At 69.2% G+C, this 17,344-nt stretch carries 7 protein-coding genes; all 7 read right to left on the bottom strand.

Features of this window, described 5'->3' with window-relative positions; translation table 11 throughout:
* Positions 1–1,716, bottom strand: a 1,716-nt coding sequence (locus tag ACIBJB_RS47230) for a type I polyketide synthase (protein WP_398940351.1), incomplete at its 3' end; no start/stop codon positions are given.
* 23 nt (positions 1,717–1,739) lie between these two features.
* Positions 1,740–3,116 carry a condensation domain-containing protein gene (locus ACIBJB_RS47225; RefSeq protein WP_398940350.1) on the bottom strand — a complete coding sequence of 459 codons (1,377 nt, stop codon included), beginning with the start codon at positions 3,114–3,116 and terminating at the stop codon, positions 1,740–1,742.
* Complete coding sequence (locus tag ACIBJB_RS47220) at positions 3,116–3,409, bottom strand: acyl carrier protein (RefSeq protein ID WP_398940348.1); 294 nt, start codon at positions 3,407–3,409, stop codon at positions 3,116–3,118. Before ACIBJB_RS47220 ends, ACIBJB_RS47225 begins: the two co-directional genes overlap by 1 nt.
* Before the next feature lie 23 nt (positions 3,410–3,432).
* On the bottom strand, positions 3,433–3,636 hold the full coding sequence (locus ACIBJB_RS47215; RefSeq protein ID WP_398940347.1) for an MbtH family protein: 204 nt from the start codon (positions 3,634–3,636) through the stop codon (positions 3,433–3,435).
* 34 nt (positions 3,637–3,670) lie between these two features.
* The gene (locus ACIBJB_RS47210; protein ID WP_398940346.1) at positions 3,671–10,129 is read right to left on the bottom strand and encodes an amino acid adenylation domain-containing protein; all 6,459 of its coding nucleotides are present in this window, start codon (positions 10,127–10,129) and stop codon (positions 3,671–3,673) included.
* 4 nt (positions 10,130–10,133) lie between these two features.
* Positions 10,134–14,606, bottom strand: coding sequence for an amino acid adenylation domain-containing protein (locus ACIBJB_RS47205; protein WP_398940345.1), 4,473 nt, complete (start codon positions 14,604–14,606; stop codon positions 10,134–10,136).
* A 35-nt stretch (positions 14,607–14,641) separates the two neighbouring features.
* The coding region (locus ACIBJB_RS47200) for an amino acid adenylation domain-containing protein (RefSeq protein WP_398940344.1) at positions 14,642–17,344 on the bottom strand (2,703 nt) is incomplete at its 5' end.

Raw genomic sequence — 17,344 nt, 5'->3', positions numbered from 1 at the left:
CATCCCCACCCACTGCGACCCCTGCCCCGGAAACACAAAAACCGTCCGCCCCCCACCCACACACCCCACCACGGCATTTGGCGTCGGCTGGCCGGCCGCGACCGACTCCAGGCCCCGCACCAGGTCGTCTCGCCTGGTGCCCCACACCACTGCCCGGTGCCGCAGCATTGCCCGGGAACCGACCAGCGCAGCCCCGACCGCCCGCGGATCGGCATCCTCCTCGGCGGCAAACTCCGCCAACCGCGCCGCCTGTGCCCGCAAACCCGCCGCACTCGCCCCCGACACCACCCACGGCACCACACCAGAAGCACCGCCCGGCAATTCCTTGCCGCCCGACGGCAATTCGTCCTCAGCCGCCACCCAATCCGACAGCACCACATGACAATTGGTGCCGCCCATCCCAAACGAACTCACTCCGGCCACCAGGCGCCCATCCGCCCCGGGCCACTCCTCCGTCTCCCGCTGCACCTCCAGATTCCACTCCCCCAGCGGAATCTCCGGATTGGCCGTCTCGAAGTTCAGGCTGGGCACCAGCCGGCGGTGGCGAATGCTGAGGATCGTCTTGAGCAGACCCGCGATTCCGGCTGCCGCCTCCAGGTGACCGATGTTGGTCTTCACCGAGCCGACGCGCAGTGGTCCGGACGTGCCGCGGTCGCCGCCGAGCACCGCGGCCAGCGCCGCCGCCTCCGTCGGGTCGCCGATCCGGGTGCCGGTCCCGTGCAGTTCCACGTACTGGATGTCCGAAGGTTTGAGCGCGGCCGCGTCAAGGGCCTGCCTCAGGACTGCGACCTGGCCTTCGCGGCTGGGGACCGTAAGGCCGGTGGCGTCGCCGGCGCCGTCGTTGTTCATTGCCGTGCCCCGCACCACACAGTGGATGCGGTCGCCGTCCTCGATGGCCTGCTCCAGGCGCTTGAGGACGACGACGCCGCCGCCCTCTCCCCGTACGAACCCGTTGGCGCGGGCGTCGAAGGTGTAGCAGCGGCCGCTGGGCGAAAGGGCGCCCATCCCGTCGAGGACGGCGAAGCCGTCGGGGGCGAGGTCGAGTTTGACGCCACTGGCCAGGGCGATCGCGCACTCGTTCCGCAGCAGGCTCTCGACGGCGAGGTGGACCGCGACGAGGGACGAGGACTGCGCCGTGTCCACGGTGAGGCTCGGTCCGCGGAAGCCAAAGAGGTACGACACCCGGTTCGCGACCATTCCCCGATGGCCGCCGGTGGCGGAGTGGGAGGTGATGAGCACCTCGTCGCTACGCGCCAGGAGCGTGGCGTAATCGTCCGAGGCCACGCCGGCGAACACGCCGGTGTCCGAGTCCCGCAGCATGTCGGGACGGATGCCGGCCGACTCCAGGGCCTCCCAGTGCAGCTCCAGCATCAGGCGCTGCTGGGGGTCCATCGCCGCTGCTTCGCCGGCCGCGATGCCGAAGAACCCCGCGTCGAACGCGTCGACGTGCTCCAGGAATCCGCCGCGCCGTACGGGCGCCGCCGCATCCGGTGCCTTGTCGGACGCCTCGCCCTCCGAGGGCACTCCGGCCGCCGCGCCCGCACGCTCCGGCGGCATGTCCGTGACCGCATCCCCACCGCTGCGCAGCAGCTCCCAGAACTCCTGGGGATTCGCCGCCTGGGGCAGCCGGCAGGACAGGCCCACCACAGCCACCGCGTCCTTGGGGAATCGCGTCCGATCGGTGACAGCGGCGGCGGAGTCGGCTGACTTGGACATCTCTGAATACCTTCCCGGACGAATTACGGCAGACCAGGTTGCAGTGAGCGGATACTGCTGTCGGCATCGCTCCGGACGCGATCGAAGAGCGTCACCAGGTCCTGGCCCAGTTCCTCGATCGTCGCCGCGTCGAAAATATCGGTCTTGTACTGGATCCCCAGCACGGCGTTTTCCTTGAGCTGCGTGATTTCCACGATGAAGTCGTAATTTCCCGAGGGGCTGGTCCCCGGACCGAGCGACACCGGAATGTCCGCCACGCGCGCGAGCCCCTGCTGATCGCGGCTCTTCCCCATCCGGCCCAGCGGTTTACTGGACAGGAAGTTGAAGAGCACCTGCACCAGCGGAGACCGGGAGCGGGACCGCGGCGCCTTGAGCAACCGCGGCAGCATCGCGAAGGGATAGGCGATGTGGCCCAGGGCCTCGCCCAGTTCCCGGCTGCTCTTCTCCACCACTTCGCGGAAGGTCATCCGGTCGTCCAGCGCCACCCGGTAAGGCGGGGTGTTCACCAGATATCCGGCGACGTTACGCGTCCGGGGCCGGGTGCGGCAGGACGCGGTATAGCCGACGAGGAAGTCCGCTCGCCGGGTCCGCTGGTAGAGCAGCGTCTGGAACACGCTGAAGAGGTAGACGAACGGGGTCACGCCCAGCGCCCGGGCGACCGTGTCCAGTTCGTCGCTGAATCCCGGGGGGAGGGTCGTACGCATGGTCGCGCCGGCCGCGGACAGGACGTCGGGGCGCGGCCGGTCCGTGAGTCCGTCGAGGCCTTCCGGCAGCGGCAGGCAGTGCGAGCGCCAGTACTCCTCGGAGCGGGCGCGGCGGGCCGGAGCGAGCGCCGCCCGCTCCTGCGCCACGAAGTCGTCGAACTCCCCCGGCTTCGGGAGGTCGGCGGGCTCGCCCGCGACCATCGCGGCGTAATGCTGCAGCGTCTCCTCGAGGATGAGCATTTCCGACGTGTAGTCCATGGCGATGTGGTGGGCGACCACGGCCAGCACGGTCTCCCCCCCACCCGTACCGACGCCTGCGCCCGCGCCCGCGCCCGCAGACAGGGCCAGGAAGCGGAACGGGAGATCCGACCGCAGGTCGAAGGGCACCGCCGCGAACTCGTCGATCGCCGCGGCGACCTGCTCCTCCGCCGCGCTCGCGGCCGATCGCCGCTCCAGCCGCGGTACGCGGTCGACATGGATCCGGCGTTCCGGCTGCCCCGAGGGTCCGTCCTCGAACGTCGAGCGGAGCATGCTGTGCCGCTCCGCCGTCGCGCGCAGCGCGGCCTCGAGCAGCTCCAGGTCCACGTCGGCGTGGATGCGCACCGACGCGGCCCCGTTGTACTCGGTGCCGGCCGGGTTCATCCGGTGCAGGAACCACAGTGCCTCCTGCCCGATGGAGAGCGGGCGCCCATCCATTACTTCTGTTCCTGCCCTTCAGCAGCGACCCCGGTGGCCCCGCTTATGATCTGCGGAAGACCTGCCGCGATTTCCTCGATGGTCGTCCGGTCCTTGAAGAAGTCCGGCTCCACTTCCACGCCGTATTCGTCCTCGATATCGGCACCCAGGGTGGTCCTGGCCAGCGAGTCGACGCCGTAATGGGTGATGTTCTCGTCGACCTCGATATCCTCTGCCGGGATCTCCAGGTATTCCGCGATCCGCTCCGTGATCCATTCTTCCAGTAATACGACGGTGACTGTACGTGCGGGCACTGCACACCTCACATTAGACGGTTCTACCTGATGCTTATGGGGCGCATGTCCGTCCACACCTGGTCTATGTGGTCGATACATTCCTTCTCGCTGCCGGAGAATTTCGCCGACGTCCAGCCGGCCGGCATCTCCCGGCCGACCCACCAGATCGAGTACTGGCCCTCGTCATTGACGACGACCTCGAACTGCTCGCCGGAATCCACGTCCTTGGTCTCCTGCTCCGTCACTGTGCACTCGTCCTCTCTGTCGGATGTGAAGCTGTCAGTCGGATGCGCCATCGTGGTCCCCGCCGGGCTCGTCGCCGTCGCTGCTCTCGTCCTCCTTCTCCGCGAGCAGTTCACCGACGCGTTCGGCGAGATCGGCGATGGCCGGGGACTCGAATACGTCGGCGAAGGCCACTTCCACGCCGAAGCGCTGCTTGATCTGCCAGATCATGTTGATGATCAGCATCGAGTGGCCGCCGAGCTCGAAGAAGTCGTCGTGGATCCCGACGCCGGTGAGGCCGAGAAGGTCGGCCCAGATCTCCGCGAGGGCTGTCTGCACCGGTCCGTCGGGGGCGACGTAGCCGGCCGTGAGCTCCGGCTGGATTCCCTCGATGGACGGGAGCCGGGAGCGGTCCACCTTGCCGGTTGCCAGCAGCGGGATCTCGGCGATGGGCACGATCAGCGACGGGATCATGTAGCCCGGCAGTACGTCTCGGAGGAAGGGGCGGAGGTCCGAGATCTCGGCCGTGGCGTCGCGCAGGACGACGAAGGCCACGAGGCGGGCGCCCATGGGTCCTTTCTCGTCGACCACGACGACCGTGTTGGCGACGTCCGGATGCCGGCCGAGCGCGGCTTCGATCTCCCCGAGCTCGATCCGGTGCCCGCGCACCTTCACCTGGTCGTCGAGCCGCCCCAGGAATTCCAGCACCCCGTCCGGCCGGTACCGCACCAGATCCCCGGTCCGGTACAGCCGCGCACCCGGCCGCTCACCGAACGGGTCCGGTACGAACCGCTGCGCCGTCAGACCCGGCCGGCCCCGATATCCGCGGCTGACCCCGACCCCACCGATATACAGCTCACCGGGCACGCCCACCGGCGCCAGCCGCATCCGCTCATCCAGCACATACACCGACGTATTCGCCAGCGGACGCCCGATGGGAACCGACAGCGAATTGGCCATCTCCGGCGCGCACTTCCCCATCACCGACACCACGGTCGTCTCCGTCGGCCCGTACGCGTTGAACATGCGCAGCCGGCCGGCCCATCGCCGTACGAGTTCCGGCGCGACCGCCTCGGCGCCCGTGCCGATGGACCGGAGCGACGGCAGGTCCCCTTCGGGCAGGGACTTGAGCACGGATACGGGCAGGTGGAGGGCGGTGATCTCGTTCTTCTCGATGTGCCGGGCCAGGTCGGCCCCGTAGCGGTACTCCTCCGGGGGCTGGATGTACAGCGTCGCCCCACGCGCCAGCGGCATGACGGTGGCGGAGAGGGCGGCGTCGAAGGCTGCTCCGAAGGCGTTGGTCGACCTGCTGCCCGGGCCTACCTGGAAGAGGTCGCCCTGGCTGCAGACCAGGTTGGTGAGCCCTTGGTGGGGGACTTCGACGCCCTTGGGGGTGCCGGTCGAGCCGGACGTGTAAATGATGTACGCCAGACTCTCCGGCCCTGCCAGCGGCTCCGGGTTCCCCTCCGGATAACCCGCCAGCTGCGGTGCGTCCTCATCCAGACGCACCACCACCGCATCATGCTCCGGCAGCACCGACGCACACCCGGCATCCGACACGACCACCCGCGCACCGGTATCCGCCAACATGAACGCCAGCCGCGACCCCGGATACTCCGGATCCAAAGGCGCATACACACCCCCCGCCTTCATCACCGCCAACAACGCCACCACCGCATCCACACCCCGCGGCAAACACACCCCCACCACAACCTCAGGCCCCACCCCCAACTCCCGCAAACGCCACGCCAACCGATTCGCCCGCACATTCAACCCACCAAACGACACCCGCTCCCCACCACACACCACCGCCAACGCACCACCAGCACGCGCCACCTGCTCCTCGAACAACCCCACCACCGTCGAACCCGACGGAAACTCCGCACCCGTCGCATTCCACTCCCCCACCAACCGCGACCGCTCCGCCACCGACAACACATCAACATCCGAAACCCGGCAATCCCCATCCCCCACCACCGCCTCCAGCACCACACCAAAGTGCTCAAGCAGCCGATCCACCGTCTCCGCATCGAACAAATCCGTGCTGAACACCATCCGCCCGTACAACCCACCCGACAGGTCCTCACCGGCATCCGGGGACAGCGGCTCGCCGAGCATTTCCTCCGGCACCACCACATCCAGCGGCACCTCCGTGAGGTAAACCTCCGCGTCCAGGTGTGTCGTCAGCTTTCCCGTCATGAAGAAGGACGACTGTGCTTCCGGCAGTTCCAGCAGTTCCATCGGCATGTTCTGGAGCTGAAAGCCCACTTGCACCATCGGGTTACGGCTCAGATCCCGCGGCGGCGCGATCTCCGTCACCAGCCGCTCGAAGGGCAGGTCCTGGTGCGTATACGCGCCCAGCGTGGTCTCGCGGACCCGGCCCAGCAGTTCACGGAACGACGGATCACCCGAACAGTCCGTCCGCAGCACCAGCGTATTGATGAAGAAGCCGACGAGGTCCTCGAGTTCGGCCCGCCGGCGGTTGGCCACCGGCGTGCCCACGACCACGTCCGTCTGCCGGGTGTAGCGCACCATCAGGACCTTGAAGGCCGCGAGCAGCACCATGTAGAGCGTCGCCCGCTCCTCCCGCGCCAGCCGCTTCAGGCCGTCGGTGACCTCACGCCGCACCGTGAAGAACCGCGTCCCGCCCTGATAGCTCGATACGGCCGGACGTACCCGGTCCGCGGGCAGCTCGAGCACCGGCGGCATCCCGGTCAGCTGCTTGCGCCAGTAGGCCAGCTGCCGCTCGACCTCCTCGTCCGTCAGCCAGCCGCGCTGCCAGACGGCGTAGTCCCCGTACTGCACAGGCAGCGGTGCCAGCGGCGTCTCCTCACCCACGCAGTAGGCGCCGTACAGCGCGTTCAGCTCCTTGGCCAGCAGGCTGGACGACCAGCCGTCGCCGACCATGTGGTGCAGCACGAGCACCAGCACGTGGTCGGTGGCCGACAGCCGCAGCAGCGTCGAGCGGAACACCGGCCCCGCGGCCAGGTCGAAGGTCCGTGCCGCCTCCTCCTCGGTGAGCGCGGTGGCGTTCGCCAGCACCTCGTCCTCGGTCTCGCCCGGCACCTCCACCACCGGCATGGGTACGTCCCCGGCGGGCTGCACCACCTGCACCGGGCGTCCGCCCTCTGCCGGCGGGAAGCTGGTGCGCAGCACCTCGTGCCGGTGCACGATGGTCGTGACCGCGCGGTGCAGCGCGGCCACGTCAAGGCGGCCTTTGATCCGGTAGGCGGCGGGGAGGTTGTAGAAGGGGTTGTCGGGGATCAGCTGGTCGAGGAACCACAGCCGCTGCTGCGGATAGGCGAGCGGCAGCGGCTCGTCCCGCGACACCGGGACCACCGGGGGCAGTTCCGGTCCCTCGGATGTGCCGTCGCCGGCCGACAGGCGCTCGATGACGTCGGCGAGTCCGGCGACGGTGGGCGCGTCGAAGAGGGCGCCGAAGGGCACCTCCACGTCGAAGGTGTCGCGTACGCGCGACATCACACGGGTGACCAGTAGCGAGTGACCGCCCAGCTCGAAGAAGTCATCCTCCGCGCCGACCCGGTCCAGGCCCAGCAGATCCGCCCAGATACCTGCCAGCACCTCCTGCACCGGACCCGTCGGCGCCACATACCCGGCCGACACGTCCGGGCGCTCCGCCTCCGGCACCGGCAGCCGGGAGCGGTCCACCTTGCGGCTGGGCATGAGCGGGATCTCCGGCAGTTCCACAATCACCGACGGGACCATGTAGCCGGGCAGCCGCTCGCGCACATACGAGCGCAGCGCGGCGAGATCGGTGCCGGTGCTCTCGCAGACGACGTAGCCGACGAGGCGCCGGTCGCCCGGCAGATCCTCGCGGACGATCACGGTGGCATTGGCCACCTCCGGATGCCCCAGCAGCACCGACTCGATCTCACCCAGCTCGATCCGGTGCCCACGCACCTTCACCTGATGATCCAGCCGCCCCAGAAACTCCAGCTGCCCATCCGGCCGGTACCGCACCAGATCCCCGGTCCGGTACAGCCGCGCACCGGGCCGCTCACCGAACGGGTCCGGTACGAACCGCTGCGCCGTCAGACCCGGCCGACCCCGATATCCGCGGCTGACCCCGACCCCACCGATATACAGCTCACCGGGCACACCCACCGGCGCCAGCCGCATCCGCTCATCCAGCACATACACCGACGTATTCGCCAGCGGACGTCCGATGGGCAGCGGACCGCCGGTGTCCGCGGTCTCGTCGGTCCAGGCGAAAGTGGCGCCGATGCTGCACTCCGTCGGGCCGTAGTGGTTGGCGATACGGACTTTCCTGGACTCGGTCAGTTCGGTGATCAGCGGGGTCGCCGTGACGGCTTCACCGCCGACGATCACAATGCCGGTGAGCTTTTCGACGTCGGCGGCGGTGAGGCCTTCCTCTGCCGCGAGTTCCGAGGGAGTCACCTTGAGATAGGACAGGCGCTCCTTCTTCTCCAGGAAGGGCTTGGCCTGGAACACGGACTTCTCGTGCTCCGGGAGTATGTGGAGGGTCTGGCCGGCCAGCAGCGGGCAGAAGGTGTCCCGCACAGTGGTGTCGAAGGACAGGCTGTAGTGGCTGACGCCGCCATTGCCCTGACCGCTGATGATGCCGACCCACCACATCAGGTAATTGACGACGCCTTGGTGGGGGACTTCGACGCCCTTGGGGGTGCCGGTCGAGCCGGACGTGTAAATGATGTACGCCAGACTCTCCGGCCCTGCCAGCGGCTCCGGGTTCCCCTCCGGATAACCCGCCAGCTGCGGTGCGTCCTCATCCAGACGCACCACCACCGCATCATGCTCCGGCAACACCGACGCACACCCGGCATCCGACACCACCACCCGCGCACCGGTATCCGCCAACATGAACGCCAACCGCGACCCCGGATACTCCGGATCCAAAGGCGCATACACACCCCCCGCCTTCATCACCCCCAAAACCGCCACCACCGCATCCACACCCCGCGGCAAACACACCCCCACCACAACCTCAGGCCCCACCCCCAACTCCCGCAAACGCCACGCCAACCGATTCGCCCGCACATTCAACCCACCAAACGACACCCGCTCCCCACCACACACCACCGCCAACGCACCACCAGCACGCGCCACCTGCTCCTCGAACAACCCCACCACCGTCGAACCCGACGGAAACTCCGCACCCGTCGCATTCCACTCCCCCACCAACCGCGACCGCTCCGCCACCGACAACACATCAACATCCGAAACCCGGCAATCCCCATCCCCCACCACCGCCTCCAGCACCACACCAAAGTGCTCAAGCAGCCGATCCACCGTCTCCGCATCGAACAAATCCGTGCTGAAGTTGAACTTGAAGTCGATCGTCTTGCTGAATTCGACGATGAGGGTCAGCGGGTAGTTCACGCGCGTCTTGTACTCGACCGCGCCGATGTTCACCCCGCCGATTTCCGTGGAGTCGGCCAGCGGGTAGTTCTCGAAGGCCACCATCGTCTGGAAGAGCGGCACGTTCCCCGGCAGCCCGGCCCATGCGTGGATGTCGGTCAGCGGGGCCCGTCCGTACTCCCGCGCCCTGACCTGGTCCGCCTGGATCTCGCGCAGCCAGTCACCGATGGTCTGCCCGGGCCGGATGCGGATACGGGCCGGGACGGAGTTGAGCATGACGCCGACGATCCGGTCGGCGTCCTCCAACTCGGCCGGGCGTTCGGCGGCGCTCAGCCCGAAGACGATGTCGTCCGTGCCGCAGTACCGGGAGATGAGCAGGCCCCAGGCCGCGGACACCACTGTGTTCACGGTGACGCGCTGCTTCGCGGCGAAGCCACGGATGCGCTCCAGCGTCTCGGCCGGCAGGCTCAGATGCCTGCTGCCGTCGGTCTGGTAGCGGATGCCCTCGCTGCTGCCGGACAGCAGGCTCGGCTCGTAGCCGCTGAGCGTCTCGCGCCAGTAGTCCTCGGCGCCGGTCAGGTCCGTCTTGTCGAGCCATTCGAGGTACTTCCGGTACTGCGCCGGCTCGGGCAGGTTCGCGGTGCGGCCCGAGGTCAGGGCGGCGTAGAACTCGGCCAGGTCGGCGAAGACGGTCTGCATGCTCCAGCCGTCGAACAGCAGGTGGTGGAAGGACCAGACGACCTCACTCGTCTCGTCGTCCAGCCGGAAGACGGCGACGCGGTAGAGGGGCGGCACCGACAGCTGGTAGCCGCGGTCCAGGTCTTCCTTGAGGTAGGAGTCGATGGCGTGGCGCTGCTCCGGGCCGGAGAGCTCGCTCACCTCGCGGCGGTCCAGGGCGAAGTCGATGTCGCGCCAGACGACCTGGGCGGGCTGGTCTATGCCCTCCCATTCGAAGCTTGTGCGCAGCGTGTCGTGGCGCTGGATGACGAGACGCCAGGCCTCCTCGAAGGCGTCCAGGTCGAGCGGTCCGCGGACGGTCCACTTGTACTGTGCGACGTAGAGCGGCTCGTGGTCGTCGAGCAGGCCGTGGAACAGGATGCCCTGCTGGAGCGCGGTCAGGGCGTGGATCTGCTGAATGTTGCTGACGTCGTAATTCATTCCGTCAATTCCCCTGCCGGTTCATTCGCTTCACGAGCTTCTGCACATCGCTGTCCGTCAGCCCCGAGGAGTCCACTGCCGTCGCCGCGGCCGGCTGCTGCGCACGCACGCGGGAGGCGACGGTCCCGAGTTCCGTCACGTATCGGTCCGCCAGCTTCGCCACGGCTTCCGGGTCGAGCCGGTCCTGGCGGTACGTCCAGCGGGTGACCAGGCGGCCGTCCGCCACCCAGGTGTTGATTTCGAGGTCGTGGACGCCGTCGCTGCGTGAGCTCTCGTTCGGTCCCGTGGTGACTTCGGAGGCGTCGAGCCGCTGGCGCAGGAGGCCCTGGCCGGAGGCCATCAGCCCGGTCTGGCCGGAGTAGTTGAACCGGACGGCGGGCTGCGGGAGTCCGGCCAGCTGCTCGCGCGTGGCCGGTGCCGCCAGGTAGCGCAGCAGGCCGTAGCCGATGCCGTGGTGCGGCACCGCGTCCAGGTGGTCCCGTACGCGGCGCACGCCGGCCAGCGGGTCGCCGCCGGGCTGCCTGGTCAGGAGTACGGGGTACATGCTGGTGAACCAGCCGACGGTCCGGGAGAGGTCGACGTCGTCGAAGAGCTCTTCGCGTCCGTGTCCTTCCACGTGTACGGCGATGCCGTCGCTGTCCGTCCATTCGCACAGGACGGTCCCGAGCGCCGCGAGCAGGGCTTCGTTGAGGTGTGCGCCGCAGGCCTGGGGCAGCCGGCGCAGCAGCAGGTCGGTGGCGTCGGCGTCCAGTGCGGCGGTGACCGTTTCGGCGGCGGACTGCCCGCCGGTGGCCGCGGTGGTGGGCAGCGGGCAGCTGACGAGCTGCCGCTTCCAGAGGTCCAGCTCCGCGACCGGGCCGGGGTCCGCTGCGTGGTCGAGGAGCTTGCCGGTCCATACGCGCCAGGCGGTGGTCTCGGGCAGCTGGACCGCTTCGGACGCGCTGAGGCTGCGGTACGCGGTCGCCAGGTCGTCCAGCAGGATGCCCCAGGACACGACGTCGACGACGATGTGGTGGATCACGAGGACCAGGGCGTCGGGGGCGCCGTCGGCGCCGGGCACGACCGCGCCCTTGGCGACGTCGCCGCGCTCCAGGTCGAGCGTGAGGCTCAACCGGGCCGCGACCTCCTCCGGGTCGGCGCCGCGGTCGGCCATCGTGAGGGCGTACGGCTCCGGCCGCTCCAGCGCGTCCGGGATCTGCTGCAGGAAGGATCCGTCGGAGGCGGTACGGAACCGGGCCCGCAGCGCGCCGTGGTGTCGTACGAGCGTGTCGAACGCCGCCGACAGGAGGGTGTGGTCGACGCCGGCTTCGAGATCTGCCAGATAGCGATGGGCGAAGGTGTTCCGATCGCCCGGGTAGCCGTCGAAGAACCACTGCTGAATGGGGCTGATGGGGGCGGTGCCGCTCTGGTCGCCGGTCAGGGTGACCGGGCCGGTCGTCGCCGCCGTCGCCAGTTCGGCCACCGTCTGGTGCTCGAAGACGTCCTTGGGCTTGAGGTGGATGCCCGCCTTCCGGGCGCCGGCGACCATCTGGATGCTGAGGATGGAGTCCCCGCCCAGCTCGAAGAAGTTGTCCCGCACGCCGACGCGCTGGACGTGCAGGACCTCCGCCCACACCTCCGCAAGGCGCTCCTCCAACTCGGTGCGCGGCGCGACGTACTCCTCCGTGAGGTCGGGCCGGTCGTTCTCGAGGGCCGGGAGGGCGGCGCGGTCGACCTTGCCGTTGGCGTTGAGGGGGAGCTCGGTGAGGGTGACGATGCGGGACGGGATCATGTAGTCCGGCAGCACCTCGGCCAGGTGTGCCCGCAGCTCCGGCACCAGCCGCTCCTCGGCCTTGCGCACCACCCGGCGGCCGATGGGGTGGTTGGTCAGCCGTTCGGTGCCGGCTGCGGCGGGCGGGCCGAAGTCGACCCGGGTCTCCCCCTGCTTCCGGGGGACGAGGACGGCGTCGAAGGCGGCGGGCGAGGCGGCGGAGCACAGGCTGAGGTGGGCCTCGTACCCGCACTCCTCGGCGAGGGCGTAGAGGTCTGCGGGGTCGACGGGGGCGCCCGCGCCGCCGAGCAGCCGACTCTCGGCGCCCAGGGTGGCCTGGTAGGGGGCGGCGGCCTTGGTCGCGTCGGCGACGCGGGCGTTGGGGATCCCGCGGTAGGCGAGGAGGCCGGGTGCGGCGGCCAGGGCGGCGCGCAGCTCTTCGATGCCGGTGTCCCAGGTGTGCCACTCCGGCGGGGTGAGGGTCCTGGGCGGCTCGCCGATGTGCAGGACGACGTCGTAGCGGTAGCAGTTCATCTCCGTACGGGCCCGCCCCCGCTTGGGCATCACCTCCACATGGCTGACGCGGGGGTGCCGCGCCGCGAGCCGCGTGAAGTAGGCGGGGGAGATGAGCAGTTCGTTCTCCGCCTCGACGGCGATGGCGATCCGGTCCCGCAGCGCGCTCTCGCTGCCTTCGAAGCGGCCCGCGGCCTGGAGCAGGCTGACCTGGAACGGGATTTCCAGGTCGAGGTTGCGGATGTCGCCGGCGAAGACCTTTCCGCCGTCCTCGATGGCGCCGATGCACTGGTCCATGACCTCGTCCAGGTACTCCGCGTGGGGGAAGTACTGGACTATGGAGTTCAGGACGACCAGGTCGAAACGCTCGTCGTCGAAGCCGGAGAAGTCGGTGGCCTCCCGGAGGAAGAAGGCGGCGTTGGCCATGCCGGCGTCGGCGAAGTTGGTGCTGAGGGTGTCGAGTGTGCTCGGGCTGAAGTCCGTGCCCACGTAGCGGCCGGCGCTCTTGGCCAGGGTCCAGGCGAGGAGGCCGGTGCCGCAGCCGACTTCGAGGACCCGGCCCGGGTTGAGGGTCTTCAGCCGCTCCAGGGTGTCATCGCGCCATTCCCGCATCTCCGTGTCGGTGAACGGCCGGCGCTCGTAGGAGTCGTTCCAGCCGGCGATGTCGAAGGTGGGGTCGGCGGCCTCGCCCGACTCCGCGGAGTCGTCGAACAGCGCCCGCCACTCCGTAATGTGGTCGGCTTCGCTCGCCTCGGACTCGTCGGCCGCGCGCGGCACCACATATGCCGTGAGCCGGTGTTGGCCCGGCGCGTCCTCCCGTACGACGGCGATGGCGCTGTCCACGTCGTCGTGCGCGGTGAGGGCCGTCTCGATCTCGCCGAGCTCGATCCGGTGGCCGCGGACCTTGACCTGGTGGTCGACCCTGCCGATGAACTCCACGTTCCCGTCCGGCAGATAGCGCACCAGGTCGCCGGTGCGGTAGAGCCGGGATCCGGGGGTGCTGCCGTACGGGTCGGGGACGAACTTGGACGCGGTGAGCCCGGGCCTGCTGTGGTAGCCGCGCGATACGGCGGTGCCGCCGATGTACAGCTCTCCGGGGGCGCCGATGGGCGCCAGCCGCATCTCGGAGTCGAGCACGTACAGCGTGGTGTTGGCGAGGGGCCTGCCGATGGGGACGGAAGCCCGCGGGTCCAGGTCGGCGGGCACAAGGTAGGCGGTGCTCAGGGTGCCGGCCTCGGTGGGGCCGTAGCCGTTCCAGATCTTCAGGTCCGGATAGCGTTCGGTGGCCGACTTCAGCACGCGCGGCGAGACCACCTCGCCGCCGATGAGGAGGGCCTCGACTCCTTCGAGCGCTTCCGGTGCCACCTCCATGACCTGCTGGAAGAGAGGTGTGGTGAGCCAGAGCGCGGTGACCGACTCACGGCGGATGGTCTCCCCCAGGGTGTACGGGTCGGGGACCCGGCCCTCGTGGATGACGGTGCGCCCGCCCTGGATCAGGGGTGCCCACAGCTCCAGCACCGCGGCGTCGAAGGACAGCGGTGCGAGCTGGGTGATGACGGGCTTGCCCGCCGCCCAGCCGGAGGCCACGGCGGGCAGCACGCGGGTGAGGGTGATGTGGGTGATCTCGGCGCCCTTGGGGGTGCCCGTGGAACCCGAGGTGTAGAAGATGTAGGCCAGGTTCTGCGGCCGGGCGAGTCCCGCCGGGTTGGTCGCCGGGTGGTTCGCCAGGGCGTCCGGGCCGTCCATCAGGACGACGGTGGCGTCGTTCGGCGGGAGCAGGCCGGCCAGGGTGCGGTCGGTGACGACGACCGTCGAGCCGGTGTCGGAGATCATGAACGCGAGCCGGGAGCGCGGGTATTCGGGGTCCAGCGGCGCGCAGACGCCACCGGACTTCAGAATTCCCATGAGGGCGACGACCGCGTGCACGCCGCGGCGCAGGCACACCGACACGGCGGTCTCGGGCCCCACGCCCAGCTCCCGCAGGTGGTGCGCGAGCCGGTTGGCGCGCTCGTTCAGCTCGCGGTAGGTGACGCGTTCGTCGCCGCTGACGACGGCCACCGCGTCGGGAGAGCGCTCCACTTGCGCCTCGAAGAGCTCCGCCACCGCCGAGTCGGCGGGAAATTCCTCGGCGGTGTCATTCCACTCGACCACCAGGCGGTGCCGCTCGTCGTCCGACAGCAGCGGCATCGAGAACAGCGAGATGTCACCGAACACGTAAGGTTTCCTCCTGAGCCGGGATTGGGGAGTTGCTAGACATTCCGCGCCACGTGCTCGAGCAACTGGAGATACGAGGTGACATAGCGGGTGACCGTGGCCTCGCCGTAAAGATCGCTGGCATAGACCCAGCGCCCCTCCACCCGGCCGTGCTCCTCGATCAGATGGATTTCGGTGTCGAAACGGGCGCTCAGCGCCGCCTCGTTGAAGAGGGAAACCGTGGCATCACCGAACCGCAGCGGATCGACTTCGGCGGTGTGCAGCTGGAACATGACCTGCACCAGCGGAATCCGGCTGAGATCGCGGGGCGGCGCGAGCTCCGTGACCAGCCGCTCGAAGGGCAGGTCCTGGTGCGTATACGCGCCCAGGGTGGTCTCGCGGACCCGCCCCAGCAGTTCACGGAACGACGGATCGCCGGAGCAGTCGGTGCGGAAGACGAGCGTATTGACGAAGAAGCCGATGAGGTCTTCGAGTTCGGCCCGTCGGCGGTTGGCGACCGGTGCGCCCACGACGATGTCGGTACGTCCCGCATAGCGCGCCAGCAGGACCTTGAAAGCCGCGAGCAGCACCATATAGAGCGTCGCCCGCTCCTCCCGCGCCAGCCGCTTCAGCCCGTCGACGACCTCACGGGGAATGGTGAAGAACTGGGTCGCACCGTGATAGCTCGATATGGCCGGACGTACCCGGTCCGCGGGCAGCTCGAGCACCGGTGGCATCCCGGTCAGCTGCTTGCGCCAGTAGGCCAGCTGCCGCTCGACCTCCTCGTCCGTCAGCCAGCCGCGCTGCCAGACGGCGTAGTCCCCGTACTGCACCGGCAGCGGTGCCAGCGGCGTCTCCTCACCCTTGCGGTACGCGCCGTAGAGGGCGTTGAGCTCCCGGGTGACAACGCCCATGGACCAGCCGTCGCCGACCATGTGGTGCAGCACGAGCACCAGCACGTGGTCGGTGGCCGACAGCCGCAGCAGCGTCGAGCGGAACACCGGCCCCGCGGCCAGGTCGAAGGTCCGTGCCGCCTGATCCTCGGTGAGCGCGGTGGCGTTCGCCAGCACCTCGTCCTCGGTCTCGCCCGGCACCTCCACCACCGGCATGGGTACGTCCCCGGCGGGCTGCACCACCTGCACCGGTGTGCCCGCGGAGGTGGTGCGGAAGGTGGTGCGCAGCGCCTCGTGCCGGTGCACGATCTCCGTCACCGCGCGGTGCAGAGCGGCGACGTCCAGCTCGCCCTCGATACGGACCGCCGCCGGGAGGTTGTAGAAGGGGTTGCCGGGGTTGAGCTGGTCGAGGAACCACAGCCGCTGCTGCGGATAGGCGAGCGGCAGCGGCTCGTCCCGGGGTACCGGCACCACCGGGGGCAGTTCTCCCGATGCCGCGGCGTCGGCGGCGGACTCCGGCACCCCGCCGGAGGCGCGTTGCTCGTCGATGGCGTCGGCGAGTCCGGCGACGGTGGGCGCGTCGAAGAGGGCGCCGAAGGGCACCTCCACGTCGAAGGTGTCGCGTACGCGCGACATCACACGGGTGACCAGCAGCGAGTGACCGCCCAGCTCGAAGAAGTCATCCTCCGCGCCGACCCGGTCCAGGCCCAGCAGATCCGCCCAGATACCTGCCAGCACCTCCTGCACCGGGCCCCTCGGCGCCACATACCCGGCCGACAGATCCGGCCGCTCCGCCTCCGGCACCGGCAGCCTCGACCGGTCCACCTTGCCGCTGGGCAGCAGCGGGATCTCCGGCAGTTCCACGATGACCGACGGGACCATGTAGCCGGGCAGCCGCTCCCCCACGTAGGACCGGAGGCTGCCCACCTGGAGGCCGGGGGCGCCGGCCCGCACATAGCCGACGAGGCGCCGGTCGCCGGGCTGGTCCTCGCGGACGATCACGGTGGCATTGGCCACCTCCGGATGCCCCAGCAGCACCGACTCGATCTCACCCAGCTCGATCCGGTGCCCACGCACCTTCACCTGATGATCCAGCCGCCCCAGAAACTCCAGCTGCCCATCCGGCCGGTACCGCACCAGATCCCCGGTCCGGTACAGCCGCGCACCCGGCCGCTCACCGAACGGGTCCGGTACGAACCGCTGCGCCGTCAGACCCGGCCGACCCCGATATCCGCGGCTGACCCCGACCCCACCGATATACAGCTCACCGGGCACACCCACCGGCGCCAGCCGCATCCGCTCATCCAGCACATACACCGACGTATTCGCCAGCGGACGCCCGATGGGGACACTGGTGTCGGGGGAAGCCTCGCACTCGTACGCGGTGGACCAGATGGTGGTTTCCGATGGCCCGTAGACATTGGTGAAGCTGCCGACGGCGTCGAACAGGCGTTGTGCAAGGCGGGTGTTCAGTGCCTCGCCACCCGTAAGACAGCGGATTCCCTTCAGTCCGGTGGTGTCCTCGCGGAGGATGAGCTCCCACTTCGAGGGGGTGGCCTGAACGGTCAGGGTGCCCTCGGTGGTCCTCTGCCAGGCACGGATGTCCTCAAGGTCGCGGTCCTGGGAAAGCACCAGGGTGCCACCGCTGACGAGAGGGCCGAACAGTTCGAGGGCGGCAATGTCGAAGGTGAGCACCGTGCTGCCGAGAAAGTTTGCCGAGCTGCTGCCGTCGGCCGCGGTGCCGGCGAGGGCGTGCAGCAGATTGACGACGCCTTGGTGGGGGACTTCGACGCCCTTGGGGGTGCCGGTCGAGCCGGACGTGTAAATGATGTACGCCAGACTCTCCGGCCCTGCCAGCGGCTCCGG

The organism is Streptomyces sp. NPDC050759, from assembly GCF_044456945.1.
Classification (GTDB): Bacteria; Actinomycetota; Actinomycetes; order Streptomycetales; family Streptomycetaceae; genus Streptomyces.
The sequence above is the reverse complement of the archived record's forward strand: the minus strand, read 5'-3'. Positions and strand labels throughout refer to the sequence as shown.